Source organism: Streptomyces cyaneus (assembly GCF_004028635.1).
Lineage (GTDB): Bacteria > Actinomycetota > Actinomycetes > Streptomycetales > Streptomycetaceae > Streptomyces > Streptomyces cyaneus.
Window position 1 is genome coordinate 562,413 of record NZ_RQJW01000005.1, and the last position, 17,939, is coordinate 580,351.

Consider the following 17,939-nt stretch of genomic DNA (forward strand, 5'->3'; position numbering starts at 1 on the left):
GAGGTGAACCGCACGTTTGAGCGGTTCCGGGCCGGGCTAGGTTGAGGCGTATGGCTTCCACGCAGGATGCGCAGGGTGCTGCCAAGGTGCTGGTCGCGTCGAACCGCGGCCCGGTCTCGTACGAGGTGCGCGAAGACGGCTCGCTGCACTCCAGGAGGGGCGGCGGCGGAGTCGTCTCCGGGCTGTCGGCGATCGGGCCGGACGCCGGTGCCCTGTGGGTGTGCTCGGCGCTGTCCGACGGTGACCGCGAGGCGGTGCGGCGCGGGGTCGGCGAGGAGGGCGTGCGCATGCTGCCCATCCCGGCCGATGTGCACGCGGACGCGTACAACGGCATCGCGAACTCGGTCCTCTGGTTCGTCCACCACATGCTCTACCAGACGCCGCTGGAGCCGGTCTTCGACGCCGAGTTCCGGCGGCAGTGGGGGGCGTACGAGACGTACAACCGGGCCTTCGCCGAGGCGCTGGCGGGGCAGGCCGCGCCGGGCGCCGCGGTCCTCGTCCAGGACTACCACCTGTGCCTGGTGCCGGGGATGCTGCGCGAGCTGCGCCCAGATCTCCGTATCGGCCACTTCTCGCACACGCCGTGGGCGCCGAGCCCGTACTTCCGGATGCTGCCGGACGACATCCGCGCGCAGTTGGTGTGGGGCATGTTGGGCGCGGACCGGCTCGGCTTCCTGACCTGGCGTTGGGCGTTCGAGTTCATGGCCTGCGCGAACGAGATCGACGCCGAGCGGATCTCCGTGTACTCGCCGGTCCCGAGCGAGCCGAAGCACATCAGGCACACGCCCACGGGCGGGCCGCCCCTGAGCACCACCTGGATCGGCGTCCACGGCCTTGGCGCCGACGCCGAGTTCCTGCGGGCGCGCTCGCACCAGGCCGACGTCGAGGAACGGATGGCGGCGCTGCGGGGCGAGATCGGTGCGGGGCCGGACGGGAGGGCCCGCAGGACGATCGTGCGGGTCGACCGGACCGAGCTGTCCAAGAACATCGTGCGGGGCCTGCTGGCGTACCGGCAGCTGCTCGACGACCACCCCGAGTGGCGTGAGCGGGTGGTGCATGTGGCGTTCGCGTATCCCTCGCGGCAGGACCTGGCGGTCTACCGGGAGTACACGGCGGAGGTCCAGCGCCTGGCGCAGGAGATCAACTCCCAGTACGGAACGCCCGGTTGGACCCCGGTGGTCCTCCACGTCAAGGACGACTTCGCCCGCTCACTGGCGGCCTACCGCCTGGCGGACGTGGCCCTCGTCAACCCCATCCGGGACGGCATGAACCTCGTGGCCAAGGAGGTGCCGGTCGTCTCCGACGAGGGGTGCGCGCTGGTGCTGTCGCGGGAGGCGGGGGCGTTCGAGGAGCTGGGCGAGGACGCGATCGCCGTGAACCCGTACGACGTGATGGAGACGGCGCGGGCGCTGCACGAGGCCTTGTCCATGGGGCCGGAGGAGCGGGCGGAACGGTCGAAGAGGCTGGCTGCGGCCGCGACCGCGCTCCCACCGGCCCAGTGGTTCCTGGACCAGCTGCATGCGCTGGACGGGGAGAACGAGGAGGGCCAGGAGGGCCAGGAGGCTGGTCAGCCCGTCTGATCGGCGATCGCCCGCAACAGCCGTACGACCCCCGCCGGGCCGTCCACCACCACGTCCGCCTTCTTCGACAGCTCGGTGACCTCCTCGCTGCCGCTGCAGACGAGCAGGCCGGGGGTGCCGTCGGAGCGGAGGGTGTCGACGGCGGCGTAGGCGGGGAGGTCGCCGAGGTCGTCGCCGGCGTAGAGGACGGACTCGGCGCCGAGTCCGCGGACGTACTCGCTCAGCGCGACGCCCTTGTCCATGCCGGGTGGGCGCAGTTCGAGGACCATGCGGCCCGGTTCGACGATGAGGCCGTGGCGGGTGGCGAGGTCGGTGAGGGGCTCGCGGAGGGCGTCGAAGGTGCCCTGGGGGTCGGCCGCGCGGCGTGTGTGCACGGCGATGGCATGCCCCTTGTCCTCGATCCACGCGCCCTGTGTGCGGTCGAGGAGGCCCGGCAGTTCGGCTCGGACGGCTGCGACGCCGGGGTGGGGGTCGGGGGCGGTGACCTCGCCGCTGACGGCGTCCCAGCGTTCGGCGCCGTAGTGCCCGAGCACGACGAGGTGCTCCAGCCCAGGGGCCCCGGCGAATCCGCCGTACCGCACGGCGACGTCGGCCGGGCGGCCGGTGATCACCGCCACGGAGGCCACGTTCGGGGCTAGCGCGGCCAGCGCCGGCAGGGCGTCGGGGTGGGCCCGGGCCTGGTCGGGGTTCGGCACGATCGGCGCGAGCGTTCCGTCGAAGTCGAGAGCGATCAGTGCCCGGGCGGGCCGGGCGAGGATGGCGGCGAGGCCGTCGCGGCCGGGTCGGGTCGTGGGGGTCGGCAGGGGGTCCGTGGAGTTGGTCGAGCCGGAGTCGGTCAGATCCTTGTGACTGCCCATGGCACGACCTTATCCAGGGAGGGGCACGCACCGGTCCAGTTCCTCGCCCCCGCCGCCCCTACCCTTCCCGTCCTTGAAGGGGCTCCGCCCCTTCGACCCCGCCAGGGGCTCCGCCCCCTGGACCCCCGCTCCTCAAACGCCGGAGGGGCTGAGTTTTTCAGCCCGTCCGGCGTTTGAGGACGAGGCCCGTTCAGGGCCGAAGCGGGGGTCTGGGGGCGGCAGCCCCCAGGGACGGGAAGGGTAGGGGCGGCGGGGGCGAAAACCCTCTGCGGCACCCCCCGTCACCGCTCCCCCCGCCGAGCCTCCCGCACCCGTCGCAACCGGTTCACCGTCACCGGATCGTGGGCCAGGGCCCGGGCGTCGTCCAGCAGGGCGTTCAGGAGTTGGTAGTAGCGGACGGGGGCCAGGCCCAGTTCCTCGCGTATCGCCCGCTCCTTCGCGCCGGGCCCCGCAAAGCCCCGGCGTTCAAGAGCAAGAATGGCCTGCTCGCGCTCCGCGAGAGCGGCGGGCTCGGGCTGGTCCTGGTTCATGTCTCGCACCGTAACGCCCGCCACTGACACACAGCCAAGCGGCCTACTCGGCACTCTCCGCCCGCGTAGCAGTCGACTGCAGCTGCCCGAGGATCGCCGCCGGGCTGCCGCCGGACGAGACCGTCTTGCCGATGCGCTTCTTGATGTCCGCACTGACCGCGGCCCAGGACGTCCGGCCGACCGGGTAGAGCTCGGACAGCGGGAGTTCCTCGAGGAAGGGCTTGAGGTCGGCGTCCCCGTCGGCCTCGGTCATCACCGTGGACGCGGAGTTCGTGACGGGCAACAGGTCGTACTCGCGGGAGAAGTCCAGGACGTTCTGCTTGTCGTAGACGAAGTCGAGGAACTCGCCCACCTGCTCGGCATGGCCGTTCTGCTTGAAGGCCATCATCCAGTCGGCCACGCCCATGGACATCTTGGTGGGACCGTCCACGCCGGGCATGGGCACCATGCCGAACTTCACGCCCTTCTTCGCGGCCATCTGCATCAGCGAGGGGTGACCGTTGAGCATGCCGACGTCACCGGCCGCGAACGCCGAGAACGCGTCGGCCCGGTTGAGCTCGCCGGGCGCGACCGGGCCGGTGAGCCCCCTGCCGACCAGGTTGTTCTTGAGCCAGTCGAAAGTGGCGACGTTCTCCGCGGAGTCGATGCTGTACGTGCCGAGGCCGTAGTCGGTGTAGCCGCCCCCGCCGCTGAGCAGCCACTGCATGGTCTCGGCCTGCGCCTCCTCGGGCCCGAGCGGCAGCGCGTACGGGTACTTCACGCCGTCCGCCTTGAGCGCCGCGGCGTCGGCGGCCAGCTCCTTCCAGGTCGTCGGCGCGGTGAGGCCGGCCTCCTGGAAGAGGGTCTTGTTGTAGAAGAGCAGGCGCGTGGAGGAGGCGAACGGAATGCCGTACTGCACCCCGTTGACCTGCCCGGCGTCCGCGAGCTGCGGGACGAAGTCGGCCTGGGTGGGGATGGAGAGCAGGTCGTCGGCCTCGTAGAGGAGGTCCTTCGCGGCGTAGTCGGCGTACGCGCCGATCTGCGCCATGTCCGGCGCCTTCCCGGCGTCGACCATCTCCTTGACCTTGGCGTCGACGTCGTTCCAGGAGTACACCGTGACGTCGATCGTCACGCCGGGGTGCTCGGCCTCATACGCCTTGACGAGCTTGTCCCAGTACTTCTGGGAACCGTTCGCCGCACTGTCCCCGTAGTCCGCGGCGACCAGCCTCAGCGTCACCTCGTCCGAACCACCGGTCAGCCCGCAGCCGCCCAGAACCGCCGTCAGGCCCAGCGCGGACACCGCCGCGATCACTCCCGTACGTCCCGTACGCCTACGCCGCTGCACGCAAACCCGCCCCACACCCATGTTCGAAACTTTCGAAACGTCATACATATTGCCCCCATAAGGTCTACACCACGTAAGTGGACTAGACCTCTCGCGGGTGCGCAAGACACACTGTTCCCCGTGAGACATGTCATCGCCCTCGACGTGGGCGGCACCGGGATGAAGGCCGCCCTGGCGGCAGCGAGCGGCGCTGTGACGCCCCTGCTCCACCAGGCCCGCCGCCCGACCGGGCGCGAGCGCGGGCCGGACGCGGTCGTCGAGGGCATCCTCGACTTCGCCGCCGAGCTGCGCGCGCACGGCGAGCAGCACTTCGGCGAGCCCGCGGCCGCCGTCGGCGTCGCCGTCCCCGGCATCGTCGACGAGGAGCGCGGCATCGCCGCCTACTCGGCCAACCTGGGCTGGCGGGACGTACCCCTGCGGCAGCTGCTCACCGAACGGCTCGGCGGCATCCCGGTCGCCCTCGGCCACGACGTGCGCACCGGCGGTCTCGCCGAGGGCCGGATCGGCGCGGGCAAGGGCGCCGACCGTTTCCTCTTCGTACCGCTCGGCACCGGGATCGCCGGCGCCATCGGCATCGACGGCCGGGTCGAGGCGGGTGCGCACGGCTTCGCGGGCGAGATCGGCCACATCGTCGTACGGCCCGGCGGGCCCGCCTGTCCGTGCGGGCAGCGCGGCTGTCTGGAGCGGTTCGCCTCCGCGGCGGCGGTGAGCGAGGCGTGGGCCGCCGCCTGCGGGGACCCCGAGGCGGACGCGGCGGACTGCGCCAAGGCCGTCGCGTCCGGCGACCCGAACGCCGTACGGGTGTGGCAGGAGGCCGTGGACGCCCTCGCCGACGGCCTGGTCACCGCCCTCACCCTGCTGGACCCCCGCACCCTGATCATCGGTGGCGGCCTGGCCGAGGCGGGGGAAACCTTGTTCACACCGCTACGGGACGCCGTCCGGCGGCGGGTCACGTTCCAGAAGCTGCCGGAGATCGTCCCGGCGGCCCTCGGAGACACGTCCGGTTGCCTCGGCGCCGGCCTACTGGCCTGGGATCTCCTCGACCACATCAACCGTACGGAGGTAACTCCCTGATGGCAGCCGACCTGGGGGCGCGGGGAACTGCGCGAGCAACCACACACAACCCGCACCCCGCAACCGCCAAGGCGCCCCTCGTCCTGTCCGGCGCCAACGTGGTCATGCCGACGGGAACCCTCAAAGACGCCCAAGTGATCGTCGACGGCACCCGAATCGCCGACACAGCTTCAGAAAACGCTCACCGCATCGACCTCACCGGCCACTGGCTGGTACCCGGCTTCGTGGACATCCACAACCACGGCGGCGGTGGAGCCTCGTTCACCTCAGGCACGCCGGACGACGTGGTCAAGGGCATCCACACCCACCGCCTGCACGGCACGACCACCCTCGTCGCCTCCACGGTCACCGGCGACATGGACTTCCTGACCCAGCGGGCCGGCCTCCTCTCCGAACTGGCCGAGCAGGGCGACATCGCCGGCATCCACTTCGAGGGCCCGTTCATCTCCCCGTGCCGCAAGGGCGCCCACTCCGAGGAACTGCTGCGCGACCCGGACCCGGCGGAGGTCCGCAAGCTGATCGACGCCGCGCGGGGCAGGGCCACGATGGTCACCCTCGCCACCGAACTCCCCGGCGGCCTCGACTCCGTACGCCTCCTCGCCGAGCACGGCGTCATCGCGGCGATCGGGCACACGGACGCGTCGTACGAGCAGACGGTGGAGGCGATCGAGGCGGGCGCGACGGTCGCCACGCACCTGTTCAACGCGATGCCGCCGCTCGGCCACCGTGAGCCGGGCCCGATCGCGGCCCTGCTGGAGGACGAGCGGGTGACCGTCGAGCTGATCAACGACGGCACCCACCTGCACCCGGCCGCCCTGGGGCTGGCGTTCCGTCACGCGGGCGCGGACCGGGTCGCGTTCATCACGGACGCGATGGACGCGGCCGGCTTCGGCGACGGCCGCTACATGCTCGGCCCGCTGGAAGTGGAAGTCGCCGACGGTGTGGCCCGCCTCGTCGAGGGCGGCTCGATCGCGGGGTCCACCCTGACCCTCGACCGCGCCTTCAAGCGGGCGGTGACGATCGACCGACTGCCCGTCGAGGACGCGGTGGCGGCCCTGTCCGCCAACCCCGCCAGGCTGCTCGGCCGGTACGACCGCATCGGCTCACTGGAGCCCGGCAAGGACGCCGACCTGGTCCTGCTGGACTCCGACTTCGACCTCAAGGGCGTGATGCGCCGGGGCGAATGGGTGGTTGAACCCCAACTGGGGTGATGTGTCCCGCTGTTGAGGGCGGCGGTTGTCCTGGGAGACTGGGACGGCCGCCGCCCGTTTGGCATGATCAGGCCTCCGGGCGAAGCGTCCGGCAGACAGACGGCAAACACATCGCGAACTTCTTCGGGGGAGGTCGGCCCAGGTGATCCTCACGGTCACGCTGAACACCGCTCTCGACATCACCTATCGCGTACGGGCACTGCGGCCCCACGCGTCCCACCGGGTCTCCGAGGTGACAGAGCGCCCCGGCGGCAAGGGCCTGAACGTGGCCCGCGTCCTGGCGGCCCTGGGGCACGAGGTGACGGTCACCGGCTTCGCGGGCGGCGCGACGGGCCGCGTCGTACAGGAGCAGCTCACGGCCACGCCGGGCGTGGTGGACGCGCTGGTCCCGGTGACGGGCGCGACCCGACGCACGATCGCCGTGGTCGACGAGCGAACCGGCGACACGACCCAGCTCAACGAACCGGGCCCGACGATCACCTCCGCCGAGTGGTCCGCCTTCCAGGAGGCGTACGAGGATCTTCTCCCGTCGGCTTCCGCGGTGGCCCTGTGCGGCAGCCTGCCGCCGGGCGTGCCGGTGGGGGCGTACGCCGGTCTGGTACGGGCCGCACGCGCGGCGGAGGTTCCGGTGCTGCTGGACACCAGCGGCGAGGCACTGCGCCGGGGCGTCGCCGCCCGCCCGGACATCATCAAGCCCAACGCCGACGAGCTGGCCGAACTGACCGGCTCCCACGAGCCGTTGCGCGCCACCCAGGACGCCCGTCGACGCGGGGCGCGCGCGGTGATCGCCTCCCTGGGCACGGAGGGCCTGCTGGCGGCGACCCCCGAGGGCCGCTGGCGAGCCACCCCACCCGCGCGCCTCCACGGCAACCCGACCGGCGCGGGCGACGCGGTGGTCGCGGGCCTGCTGTCGGGCCTGGTCGAGCACCTGCCGTGGCCGGACCGGCTGGCCCGCGCGGCGGCGCTGAGCGCGGCGACCGTGCTGGCACCGGTGGCGGGGGAGTTCGAGCGGAGGGCTTACGAGGAGTTGCTGGGGCGGGTGGCGGTGACCGGGGAGGTCACCGCGGCCTGATCTACGACTCGTACCAGCCCTTGACCAGCCACATCTGGTCGAGGAGCGCGTCACACTGGTTGCCCTGCTCGCACGAGACCTTGATCGTGTTCGTGCCCTTGTTGAGCTGGATCCAGTTGTAGGTCTTCGTCCAGCCCTTCGCGTAGTCGCCCTCGGGGCCGCCCGACCAGTTCTTCAGGTCGACCGGGGAGTCGGAGGGCGTGCCGTTGACCGTGAGGGTGGCGTTCTGGTCCTTGCCGGGGACGCTGTAGCCGACGAACACGGTGTACTTGCCGGACTTCGGGATGCCGTTGACGGTCCAGGTGACCGAGGAGCCGACCTGGTTGAACCCCTGGACGTAGACGCCGCCGTCCGCCTTGGCGCCCTTGATGTCGGACGCGGTGGCGGCGGTGCCGCCGAGGGCCAGGGCCTTGACGTCGATCGTCGGGAGGTCCTCTTCGGCCGCCTGGCTGTTGCTGTTCGACGGGCTCGGCGCGGTGCTCTGCTGGGACTGCGACGGCGTGGACTGCGCCTCGTTGCCCTTGTCGCCCTTGTCGTCGTCGCCGCCCAGCATCGCCACGCCGATGCCTATGACGACCGCAACGACCACCGCGATCGCGCCGATCAGCAGGCCCTTGGTGTTGGGGCCCCCGCCGCGGCCGCCCCCGGAGCCGCTGCCGCCGCTGTACGCCGGCTGCTGCTGGGCCGTCGGTGCCCCGCCGGGGAACGTCTCCGGTGCGGAGTAGTGGGCGTTCGGCTGGCCGTACGTGCCCTGCTGCTGCGGTACCTGGCCGTAGGCCGCCGTCGACTGCTGCTGGCCGTACTGGCGCTGGCCGACCGCTCGCACCCGGTTGACCGAGCCCGGGTAGCCGTAGCCCCCGCCCCCGGACGGCGGCTGGGCGCCGTTGGCCTGCCCGTCGGCGTAGAGGTAGCCGAACGGGTCGTCGTCCTCGGGCGTAGTGGCGCCGTTGTTGCCGGACGTCATCCCTAGGTACTCCTCACCAGGTGCGGGCGGATGCGATTGGGGTCAGAATGGCGAGCCTACCCGCTCCTGCTGACCCAAACGGGTGACTCGGATCGCATCAGCTCGCTGACCTGGGAGTTACCCAGCGCGTCTGTGCTGTTTGGGACGAGATCGTTTCTCTACGTACATCCGCTCGTCGGCGGACTTCAACACTTCGTCCGCAGTCATCCCGCAGTGCGCCCACCCGATGCCGAAGCTGGCGCCCACCCGTACGGCACGGCCTTCCGCCCGGATGGGCTGGATGATCTCGTTGCGCAGACGTACGGCGAGGTCCTGGGCGTCGGCCCGGCCGAGCCCGTCGGCGAGGATCACGAACTCGTCGCCGCCGAGCCGGGCGACGGTGTCGCCGTCGCGGACCCCGCGCGTCAGCCGCCTGGCGACCTCGATGAGAACCGCGTCACCCGCGTTGTGCCCGAACCGGTCGTTGATCGACTTGAAGCCGTCGAGGTCGCAGAAGAGGACCGCGAGCCCCTTGGCGCCGTCGTCGCGCCCGCCCTCGACCGGGGCGACGGTGTGCACGTGATGGTCGTATGCGTCGTACGCCGCCGCGCCGGGGAAGTCGAAGCCGTGCCCGTTGGCGTCGTAGACGGCGGGGTGGCCGTAGGCCGCGTCCGTGGACTCCAGGGCGCCCGCGTGGGCGGGGCGCTTGCACAGGCGCGCGGAGAGGCGGGAGCGCAGCTCGGCGGAGTTCGGCAGGCCGGTGAGGGAGTCGTGGGAGGCGCGGTGGGCGAGCTGGAGCTCGCGGCGCTTGCGCTCCTCGATGTCCTCGACGTGGGTGAGCAGGAAGCGGGGGCCGTCGGCGGCGTCGGCGACGACGCTGTTGCGCAGGGACACCCAGACGTACGACCCGTCACGGCGCCCGAGCCTGAGCTCCGCCCGGCCGCCCTCCGCCGACGTACGCAGCAGCGTGCCGATGTCCTCGGGGTGGACGAGGTCGGAGAAGGAGTAGCGGCGCATCGCGGAGGCGGGGCGGCCCAGCAGACGGCAGAGCGCGTCATTGGTCCGGAGGATCCGGCCGTGCTGGTCACCGCCCATCTCGGCGATGGCCATGCCGGAGGGGGCGTACTCGAAGGCCTGCCTGAAGCTTTCCTCACTCGCGCGCAGGGCCTGCTGCTCGCGTTCCAGCCGGACCAGTGCCCGCTGCATATTCGCGCGTAGACGTGCGTTGCTGATGGCGATGGCGGCCTGGAACGCGTACATCTGGAGCGCCTCGCGCCCCCAGGCGCCCGGCAGCCGGCCGTTGCGCGGCCGGTCCACGGACAGGACGCCGATCAGCTCACCGCATGCGCTGCCCTGCACGCCGGGTGTGTACATCGGCGCGAACAGCCGGTCCGAGGGGTGCCACTCGTCCTCGAAGCGGGGCGCGGGGCCGTCGGTGTACCACTGCGGTACGTCGTCGTCGTCGAGTATCCAGCCCTCGGTGTGCGGGATGAAGACCAGGTCGCCCCAGCGCTCGCCCATGGCCAGCCGGCGCTCCCAGGAGTCACGGGAGCCGACGCGGCCGGTGATGAGGGCCTCGGCGGCGGGGTTGCCGGAGAAGGCGGCGACGACGAGATCGCCGTCGGGGCGTACGAGGTTGACGCACGCGAGCTCGTAGCCGAGGCCGGCTACAACGCCGTCGGCAACGGTCTGCAGCGTGTCCGCCAGGCTGCGGGCCGTATTCATGTCAGCCATGACCTGGTGCACTTGTCGCAGGGTCGCAAGACGGACATACGGCTCCGACTCGGTCTCCATGCTCGCCCTCCCCCCGAGACCTCGCAGCGAATCAAGGGTCCTACTTCGGCGTAACGTCCCTTGCTAGTCCCCGCCACTGAATCACAGCGCGCTGCCCACTCGGTACACAGGGTCAACAATTAATGGCCCTTGTGACTCAAGTCACAGGTAAACGTGAACAATTGAGCGGTGTTTCTGCGTTTTTCCTGTGCGTTTACTGAACGCAAACTTTGTGTGCGTGTGGAGATGCCACGAACCGGTTCTGAACAGGCGCGTCCGGAGTCCGTCCGGAGTCCTAGGTCCGTTCTCGGGCGAAGGGCCGATGTGGCGTGTGCGGGACTGACATTAGCGTTTTCGGCGTGCCGAACACTTCTCCCCCCGCGCCGCCCGTGACCGCCCTCCTCCCCACCGCCCGGAGTGCTTGCGGGCATGCTGTGGGAGTGAGCAACGACGAGTTCCGTGCCGCCATGTCGCGGCTGGCCGCGGGTGTGGTCCTGGTGACCGCGCTGGAGCCGCCGCTGGACCCGGACGACCCGCACGCGCCGGCCGGTGAGGACGTCGGCATGACGGCGACGGCGTTCATGTCGGTGTCCCTGGACCCGCCGTTGGTGCTGGTCAGCCTGCGTGAGGGCTCCCGCATGGACGACCTGCTCGCCGAGCAGCCCCTGTGGGCGGTCTCGGTCCTCGCCGAGAGCCAGCGCCACATCGCCGGCCGCTTCGCCATGAAGGGCCGCGTCAGCGACCGACTGCTGTTCGCCGACATCCCCTACATCCGCGGCAAGGAGAGCGGCGCCCCTCTGGTGGGTGGCGCGCTGGCCACCCTGGAGTGCCGCACCGAGCAACGGGTTACGGCGGGCGACCACACTCTGGTGATCGGCCGTGTCCTGTCGGCCTCGCTGCCGAGTTCGGACGGCGGGCCACTGACGTATTTCCGGGGACGGTACCGGCAGTTGGGGTGAACTCCGCAGCCGGGGGCGGGAACAATTCCATGGCCCACAACTGATCATCCGCCTTACCGTGCCGGGATGACGTCGACCACTTCAGCGCCCCGGCTCGAAAAGATCACACCCGGAAACTTCGAGGCCGCCACCGGTATTAGAGTCCGCCCCGACCAGGAACACGCGGTCTCCCCCGTCATGCAGTCCCTCGCCGAGGCATACGTCCACCCCGCCGGCGTCGCCTGGCCGCGCCTGATCGTCGACGACGACCGCCCGGTCGGGTTCCTGATGGCCTTCTTCGACATCGACTGGCATGGCGACGGCACCGTCTTCCGTTCCGGACTGTGGCGGCTGAACATCGCGGCCGGGGAACAGGGCCACGGCTACGGGCGGTTCGCGGTGGAATCCGTGGCCGCGGAGATCCGCCGCCGGGGCGGCAAGCAGATGTACGTCACCTGGCATCCCGGCCCCGACGGCCCGGAGGGGTTCTACCTAGGGCTGGGTTTCCGCACCCATGGGGAGACGTCAGGGGGCCAGACGGTGGGCGTGCTGGAGCTCGGCTAGATCAGAGCCACCTCGAGCCGGGACACCCGCTCGGCGTCCGTCACGATGTCGATCACGGCGATCCGATCCCGTACGAACGCAAACTTCAAGACCCGTTCCACCCGCCCCTCGGCGAGCACCACGTACCCGACGACGCCGTCGACCAGCGCGGGCCGCCCAGCACCGGCAAGGGGCCCGATGGTCGCCGCGCCCCGCGCCACCGCCGCCGCGCCCGTGGCCACCCCGACCTCGGTGCGGGCGACGACGTCCGGGTCCAGGACGTCGAGCAGCCCGTCGAAGTCACCGTCCCGCGCGGCGGCGAGGAAGGCGTCCACGACCTGCCACTGCCGGGCGCGGTCGGCCTCGGGCGCGTCCGCCCCCTGCACCCGACGCCGGGCACGGCTGGCGAGCTGCCGGGCGGCGGCCGGCGTACGGTCCACCACGGCCGCGATCTCCTCGTACGACACCCCGAACAGGTCGTGCAGCACGAACGCCAGCCGCTCGGCGGGCGTCAGGGCGTCCAGTACGACGAGCAGGGCCACGCCCACCGAGTCGGCGAGAAGCGCGTCCTGCTCGGGGTCGCTCGCTCCGGCGGGGGCGAAGGCGGCGGGAGCGGCCGGAGCGGCGGCCGTGGGTGCCGTGGTGTCCAGGGGCTGCTCCGCGCGGGACTTGCGGGAGCGGAGCATGTCCAGGCAGACCCGGCCGACGACGGTCGTCAGCCAGCCGCCGAGGTTGTCGACACGGGTGATGTCGGAGCGGCTCACCCGCAACCACGCCTCCTGCACCGCGTCATCGGCCTCGACGGCCGACCCCAGCATGCGATGGGCGACGGCCCGCAGGTGGGCACGGTGCGCCTCGAAGCGCTGGGCCAGGAAGTCGCTGTCACTCATTCGTCCGTCACGCCTCTCGTCGCGGTCCGCCATCAGTGGCATGACGGACCGCGCGACGGGGATGTGACAGGCGCGGTGTGGGTACGTGGCGGTGCGGTGCGGGCGCGGGACGGTCCGGTGTGGGTGCGTGGCGGCGCGGTGCGGGCGCGGGACGGTCCGGTGTGAGTGCGTGGCGGCGCGGTGCGGGTGCCTGACGCCGCGAGTGCGGGTGCGGGACGGTCCGGTGCGGGCGCGGGGCGGCGCGAGTGCGGATGCGCGACCGTCCGGTGCGGGCGCGGGGCGGCGCGAGTGCGGATGCGCGACCGTCCGGTGCGAGTGCCCGACGGCGCGAGTGCGGATGCGCGACCGTCCGGCGCGGGCGCCCGGCGGCGCGAGTGCGGATGTGGGACGGCGCGGTGCGGGTCTGTTCGGAGGTGTGGCTGCGGGGCGGGGTGCCGATCACGGCGTGGAAGCACGGCCACGGTGCAGGGTGCCGATCACGGCGTGAAGCGCTGCCCCGGCGCAGGGTGCGTGCCGGCCGGGGCCGGAGTTCTTACCCCCAGTCCCGCCCGGACCGTCCCCGCTTGGTGTCCGAGCGCTGCTTCTTCTCCCTCAGCCGCCGCTCGTTGATGCCCCGGGGGATCCGGGTCGGCTTGCGCGGCTTCGGCGGCGGGGCCGTCGCCTCGGCGAGGAGCGCGGCGAGGCGTACGGCGGCGGTCTCGCGGTTGCGCCACTGGGAGCGGTGCTCGGAGGCGCGGACGGTGACGACGCCGTCGACGAGGCGGGACGCCAGCCGCTGCAGCGCCCGCTGCTTCCACACCTCGGGCAGCGCCTCGGTCTTCGCCAGGTCGAACCGCAGCTCGACCTGCGAGTCACTGGTGTTGACGTGCTGGCCGCCCGGGCCGCTCGACCGCGAGAAACGCCACATGAGCTCGGCCTCGGGGAGCGAGACGGAGCCACGGATGACGTAGGGACCAGACATGCCGTCCATGTTCCCTGTCCTGTCCGGTCCACGTCACGCGAATATCCCCTGACAGCCCCTGAGAGCCCCTGAGAGTGCTCTTTGGCAAAGAAAGTAAAGACACCTGGAACTTGAGGTACCCCTCTTCGCGTTCATAGGGGTAGCTGTAGCTTCTAGCCGTACCGCAACGAGGGAAGGGACTCCCAACAATGGCTGTAAGCCTGTCCAAGGGTGGCAACGTCTCGCTCACCAAGGAGGCTCCGGGCCTGACCGCCGTCACCGTGGGCCTCGGCTGGGACGTCCGCACCACCACCGGCACGGACTTCGACCTCGACGCCTCGGCGATCGCGGTCAACCCCACGGGCAAGGTCTACTCGGACGCCCACTTCGTCTTCTTCAACAACAAGCAGACCCCGGACAGCACCATCGTCCACACCGGTGACAACCGCACCGGCGAGGGCGCGGGCGACGACGAGGCGATCAACGTCAACCTCGCCGGCCTCCCGGCCGACGTCGACAAGATCGTCTTCCCGGTCTCGATCTACGACGCGGAGAACCGCTCGCAGAACTTCGGCCAGGTGCGCAACGCCTACATCCGTATCGTCAACCAGGCCGGCGGCGCCGAGATCGCCCGCTACGACCTGTCGGAGGACGCGGCCACCGAGACCGCCATGGTCTTCGGCGAGCTCTACCGCAACGGCGCCGAGTGGAAGTTCCGCGCGGTCGGCCAGGGCTACGCCTCGGGCCTGGTGGGCATCGCGCAGGACTTCGGCGTGAACGTCTGACGGACGCTGCACTGAGCAGGAGCCCCTTGCTGCGGTACGCCGTGGCCGGGGGCTCCCGGCGTTGGAGGGCTTGGCGTTGGAGGGCTTGGCGTTGGAGGGCTTGGCGTTCGGGGACGTCGATCGCGGCTTCGATAAGTTGCCCCACGTGTTCCTCGGCCCCGGAGGCGGTGTGGCCACCGGATCTGGCACGGCTGCTGGACGAGTGGGACGCGGGCAAGGGGGGCCTGAACCGACGTGGACTGGACGACCCTGGCCGGCACCGCGCTGGGCGCCGTCGTCGGCGTCGGTTCGACGCTGCTCGCCGACCGGGCCCGCTGGCGCCGCGATCTGGCCGACCGGACCCGGCAGGAACGCAGGCAGATCTATGTGACTGTCCTGACGAAGTACCGGCTGGCCTACGAGGCCATGCACGCGGCGGCCGTCACCGGTCGCGACCAAGCGGACGGGGCCCGGGAGACGGCCGCGGCGGTACGGGAGGCGTTCCGGGCGTCGGGCTGCGACGAGGCCCGTGAGACCGCTCTGATCTGCGCCCCTCAGGAGATGTCGGACGTACTCGAAAAAGTCTACGAAACCCTGCGGGAGCTCCAGGACGTGTTCGCCGCCGGTGATCCGCCGCTCGACTCCCCGGAGTTGCAGGAGCGGCGCCTGCGGCACGCCGAGGCGATATGGGCGGCGCGTGCGGCGATGCGGCGGGATCTGGAGGGGCCGGCCTGAAGGGCGGCCGGCATTACGGCTGGTCGGGTTTTCCGTCGCCGTACAGCCAGTCCTCCCAGATGGGCGTGAAGTCCTCGTCCGGTGCCTTCTTCTCGACGTATGCCGTGAAGTCGTCGGTGTCCGCGTTCCCGTGCCGGTGTTCGGCCGCCCAGCCCTGGACGATGTCGTAGAAGGTGTCGTCGCCGACAGCCTGGCGGATCTTGTGCAGGACCATCGCGCCGCGCTCGTAGACGGGGGCGTCGGAGATGTGCGCGGCGCTCGTGGGCTTGGCGGGCGGGAAGTCCCAGAGGCCCTCGTGCTCGTCCTCGCCGTGGTCGTACAGGGCGTCGAAGGTCTCCTGCGCGCTGTCGCCGTCGTCGTCCTCCTCCCACAGCCATTCCGCGTACGTCGCGAAGCTTTCGTTGAGCCACATGTCCCGCCAGCTCTTCGGCGTCACGGAGTTGCCGAACCACTGGTGGGCGAGTTCATGGACGAGCAGCTCGGTGTCGGGGGCGCCGGGGAAGACGGGCCGGTTCTGGGTCTCCAGGGCGTAGTCGGCGGCGTCCGCGTCGGCGACGATCGCGCCGGTGGAGGAGAAGGGGTACGGGCCGAAGTTCTCCTCCGCCCAGTCCATGATCTCGGGGAGCTCGGCGAGCACCTCGCGGCTGTCGTCCGCCTGCTGCGGGTCGACGGCGACGTACACGGGCAGGTCACCGTCGGTGGTGGAGCGGCTGATCTTGTAGTCGCCGATGGCGAGCGTGGCGACGTAGCTCGCCATGGGTTCGGAGGTGTGCCAACGGAACGTCGTACGGCCGCCGCTGGTGGTCCGGTTCACCAACTCCCCGTTGGAGACGGCCTCCAGGCCCTCCGGCACGCTCACGTCGATGTCGTACGTCGCCTTGTCCGACGGGTGGTGATTGCCGGGGAACCACGCCATGGATCCCATCGGCTCCCCGAGGGCGAGCGCGCCGTCGGCGGTGGGGAGCCAGCCTTCCTCGGAGCCGTCGGCGTCGGTGACGGTCTCGGGGGTGCCGGAGTAGCGGACGGTGAGCCGGAAGGTCTCGCCCTCGTCGAGCTCGTCGTGCGGACGGACGACGAGCTCCTGGCCGTTGCGGCTCCAGCGAGCGCGTTGGCCCTCCACGCCGACCCGTTCGACGTCCATGTCGAACAGGTCGAGGTCGAAGGCGGAGAGGTCCTGGGTGGCGCGTGCGGTGATCTCCGCCGTGCCGGTGAGGTGGTCGTCGTCGGGGTCGTAGGCGAGGTCGAGGGCGTAGTGGGTGACGTCGTAGCCGCCGTTGCCGGACTTGGGGAAGTACGGGTCGCGCACGCCGGAGCCGCCGGGGGTGCCCTGGACGCCGCTGCTGCACGCGGTGAGGACGAGCAGGGCGGAGGTGACGGTCAGGGCAACAGGTGCGAAACGGGACACGCCAGTGATCCTATGAGGTCGGTCGTGACACCATCACCCCCGTGCTCGACATCGGCTACGCCCTCTCCACCCGCTTCCCGGACCCCCCGCAGACGGACTACCGTCGCGCGGACGTCCGGGCCCTGCGCCACGACCTGTTCTGCGGCGACGTCTACCTCGCCGACACCAAGGCGGACCGGGAGTTGTCCACAGCCTGGGGATGGGTGCCGGTGCTTGACTTCGCGTGGGCCCTGTGCGACATCGTCGAGCAGCTGGACCAGGACCCGGCCGGCTCCCGCGCCTCCCGTCCCCAGCACGCGGAGCTGGACTTCACCGAGTCCACCGACCGCATGCTCTTCGAGCGCCGCTTCGGCTGGGTGGACATCGAGTCGGACTGGATGCCGACGGAGGAGCCCCCGCTGACCTTCTCGCACACCGAGCTGCGCCGCGAGGCCCGCGACTTCCTGCACGACCTGATCGCCGACCTGATCGACCTGCACGAGGACCTGGCCGAGAACCCGGCGATCTGGACACTCCAGGCACGGTTTCCCCGGGTGGGGTGAGCGCACTTCAGCCCGAGCACGTCGGACGACCCCGCCGACTCCCGCCTTCCCCGGATCGACCGACCTGCCTCGGACCGCCCTCTAACCCTCCACCCGGATCCCCAACTGCGCCGCCAACACCGGCGCCAGATCCAGCAGTTGCCCCGGACTGATCACCGCCCCCGCCAACCGCTCCACACCCCGAGCGATGTCCAGCTCGGCCGCCCCGCGCAGGTCCACGTCCGCCAGCGTCACCCCGGTGAGGTCCGCCCCCTTCACCGCGCAGTCCACGAACTCCACCCGCTCGAGGCGGGCGCCCCCGAAGTCCGGCTCGACCAGGACGCAGCCCTCGAAGACGACGTCCTTGAGCTTGGCCTTGCGCATGTTCAGGTAGTCGATCTTGCCGCCTCGGATCAGCACCCGCTCCAGCACGGCGCCGTGCAGTTGCACCCCGCCCAGGCGGGCGTCCACCAGCTCCACATCACGCAGGGTCGACTCGGCGAGATCGGTGCCGACGCCCCGTGGGCCCGTGAGCACGGAGTCGAGGATCCGGGCGTGATGGAGTCTCGTCTCGTCCAGGGCGCAGCCCCGCAGCGCGCAGTCCATGAAGCGGGCGCCCCCGCCGTCCTGTCCGCCGAGGTCCTCCTCCCGGAACTCCAGGCCGTCGTAGTCCCCGTCCGGCTCCAACCCCCCGTCCCGGTACGGCTCCAGCGGCGGCAACCGCACCTCGGGCCGCCGCGCCCCCTTCACGCCGCCCCTGCCCGGACCGCCGGCCGCACCCATCGCTCTCCTCGCCATGACCCCATGCTGCACCCCACCACTGACAATCCCCCTGACCT

Annotated in this window: 18 protein-coding genes; 9 read left to right on the top strand and 9 right to left on the bottom strand. The window is 71.2% G+C overall.

Translation table 11 applies throughout. The features are described 5' to 3' along the window. The first annotated feature begins 50 nt into the window (after positions 1-50). Positions 51-1,580 (top strand): alpha,alpha-trehalose-phosphate synthase (UDP-forming), encoded by a 1,530-nt coding sequence (locus EHO50_RS21155; protein ID WP_128432063.1) that lies wholly within the window; start codon positions 51-53, stop codon positions 1,578-1,580. Here the strand turns inward: EHO50_RS21155 and otsB are convergent. The 3 genes from otsB to EHO50_RS21170 form a co-directional block, all read right to left on the bottom strand. Continuing rightward, positions 1,568-2,437 (bottom strand): trehalose-phosphatase, encoded by an 870-nt coding sequence (otsB, locus tag EHO50_RS21160; protein WP_128432065.1) that lies wholly within the window; start codon positions 2,435-2,437, stop codon positions 1,568-1,570. The two genes, EHO50_RS21155 and otsB, sit on opposite strands and share 13 nt — an antisense overlap. Before the next feature lie 281 nt (positions 2,438-2,718). Then, positions 2,719-2,967 carry a DUF3263 domain-containing protein gene (locus EHO50_RS21165; protein WP_128432067.1) on the bottom strand — a complete coding sequence of 83 codons (249 nt, stop codon included), beginning with the start codon at positions 2,965-2,967 and terminating at the stop codon, positions 2,719-2,721. 43 nt (positions 2,968-3,010) lie between these two features. Continuing rightward, positions 3,011-4,291, bottom strand: coding sequence for an extracellular solute-binding protein (locus EHO50_RS21170; protein WP_484422067.1), 1,281 nt, complete (start codon positions 4,289-4,291; stop codon positions 3,011-3,013). Positions 4,292-4,411: 120 nt separating this feature from the next. On the opposite strand from EHO50_RS21170, the gene EHO50_RS21175 reads away from it, so the two are divergent. The 3 genes from EHO50_RS21175 (at position 4,412) to EHO50_RS21185 (ending at position 7,648) form a co-directional block, all read left to right on the top strand. Next, the gene (locus tag EHO50_RS21175; RefSeq protein WP_128432071.1) at positions 4,412-5,365 is read left to right on the top strand and encodes an ROK family protein; all 954 of its coding nucleotides are present in this window, start codon (positions 4,412-4,414) and stop codon (positions 5,363-5,365) included. Continuing rightward, on the top strand, positions 5,365-6,576 hold the full coding sequence (nagA, locus tag EHO50_RS21180; RefSeq protein WP_128432073.1) for an N-acetylglucosamine-6-phosphate deacetylase: 1,212 nt from the start codon (positions 5,365-5,367) through the stop codon (positions 6,574-6,576). Before EHO50_RS21175 ends, nagA begins: the two co-directional genes overlap by 1 nt. A gap of 142 nt (positions 6,577-6,718) precedes the next feature. Next, entirely contained in the window at positions 6,719-7,648 is a 930-nt protein-coding gene (locus tag EHO50_RS21185) for a 1-phosphofructokinase family hexose kinase (protein WP_128432076.1), read from the top strand. Position 7,649: 1 nt separating this feature from the next. Here the strand turns inward: EHO50_RS21185 and EHO50_RS21190 are convergent, their stop codons facing one another. Further along, positions 7,650-8,612: a CBM35 domain-containing protein gene (locus EHO50_RS21190; RefSeq protein WP_128432078.1), complete on the bottom strand. Its 963-nt coding sequence runs from the start codon at positions 8,610-8,612 to the stop codon at positions 7,650-7,652. 117 nt (positions 8,613-8,729) lie between these two features. Continuing rightward, positions 8,730-10,385: a diguanylate cyclase CdgB gene (gene cdgB, locus EHO50_RS21195; protein ID WP_128432081.1), complete on the bottom strand. Its 1,656-nt coding sequence runs from the start codon at positions 10,383-10,385 to the stop codon at positions 8,730-8,732. A gap of 338 nt (positions 10,386-10,723) precedes the next feature. Here cdgB and EHO50_RS21200 point away from each other — a divergent pair, with 338 nt between their 5' ends. Further along, positions 10,724-11,323 (top strand): flavin reductase family protein, encoded by a 600-nt coding sequence (locus EHO50_RS21200; protein WP_425472237.1) that lies wholly within the window; start codon positions 10,724-10,726, stop codon positions 11,321-11,323. Between the two features lie 66 nt (positions 11,324-11,389). Continuing rightward, positions 11,390-11,866: a GNAT family N-acetyltransferase gene (locus EHO50_RS21205; RefSeq protein ID WP_128432083.1), complete on the top strand. Its 477-nt coding sequence runs from the start codon at positions 11,390-11,392 to the stop codon at positions 11,864-11,866. Here the strand turns inward: EHO50_RS21205 and EHO50_RS21210 are convergent. Both EHO50_RS21210 and arfB read right to left on the bottom strand, forming a co-directional pair. Beyond that, entirely contained in the window at positions 11,863-12,735 is an 873-nt protein-coding gene (locus tag EHO50_RS21210) for a sigma-70 family RNA polymerase sigma factor (RefSeq protein ID WP_128432085.1), read from the bottom strand. The genes EHO50_RS21205 and EHO50_RS21210 overlap by 4 nt on opposite strands. A 532-nt stretch (positions 12,736-13,267) precedes the next feature. After that, entirely contained in the window at positions 13,268-13,705 is a 438-nt protein-coding gene (arfB, locus tag EHO50_RS21215) for an alternative ribosome rescue aminoacyl-tRNA hydrolase ArfB (protein WP_128432087.1), read from the bottom strand. Between the two features lie 179 nt (positions 13,706-13,884). Here arfB and EHO50_RS21220 point away from each other — a divergent pair, with 179 nt between their 5' ends. Next, complete coding sequence (locus EHO50_RS21220; protein ID WP_030050335.1) at positions 13,885-14,460, top strand: TerD family protein; 576 nt, start codon at positions 13,885-13,887, stop codon at positions 14,458-14,460. 234 nt (positions 14,461-14,694) lie between these two features. After that, entirely contained in the window at positions 14,695-15,174 is a 480-nt protein-coding gene (locus tag EHO50_RS21225) for a hypothetical protein (RefSeq protein WP_128432089.1), read from the top strand. A 13-nt stretch (positions 15,175-15,187) separates the two neighbouring features. On the opposite strand, the gene EHO50_RS21230 is transcribed toward EHO50_RS21225, so the two are convergent. Then, positions 15,188-16,579 carry a M1 family metallopeptidase gene (locus EHO50_RS21230; protein ID WP_128432091.1) on the bottom strand — a complete coding sequence of 464 codons (1,392 nt, stop codon included), beginning with the start codon at positions 16,577-16,579 and terminating at the stop codon, positions 15,188-15,190. Positions 16,580-16,620: 41 nt separating this feature from the next. Here EHO50_RS21230 and EHO50_RS21235 point away from each other — a divergent pair, with 41 nt between their 5' ends. Beyond that, positions 16,621-17,121 (top strand): hypothetical protein, encoded by a 501-nt coding sequence (locus EHO50_RS21235; RefSeq protein WP_128432093.1) that lies wholly within the window; start codon positions 16,621-16,623, stop codon positions 17,119-17,121. Positions 17,122-17,202: 81 nt separating this feature from the next. On the opposite strand, the gene EHO50_RS21240 is transcribed toward EHO50_RS21235, so the two are convergent. Beyond that, a complete protein-coding gene (locus EHO50_RS21240; protein WP_181449665.1) occupies positions 17,203-17,898 on the bottom strand; it encodes a pentapeptide repeat-containing protein in 696 nt (231 codons plus the stop codon). Positions 17,899-17,939: the final 41 nt, after the last annotated feature.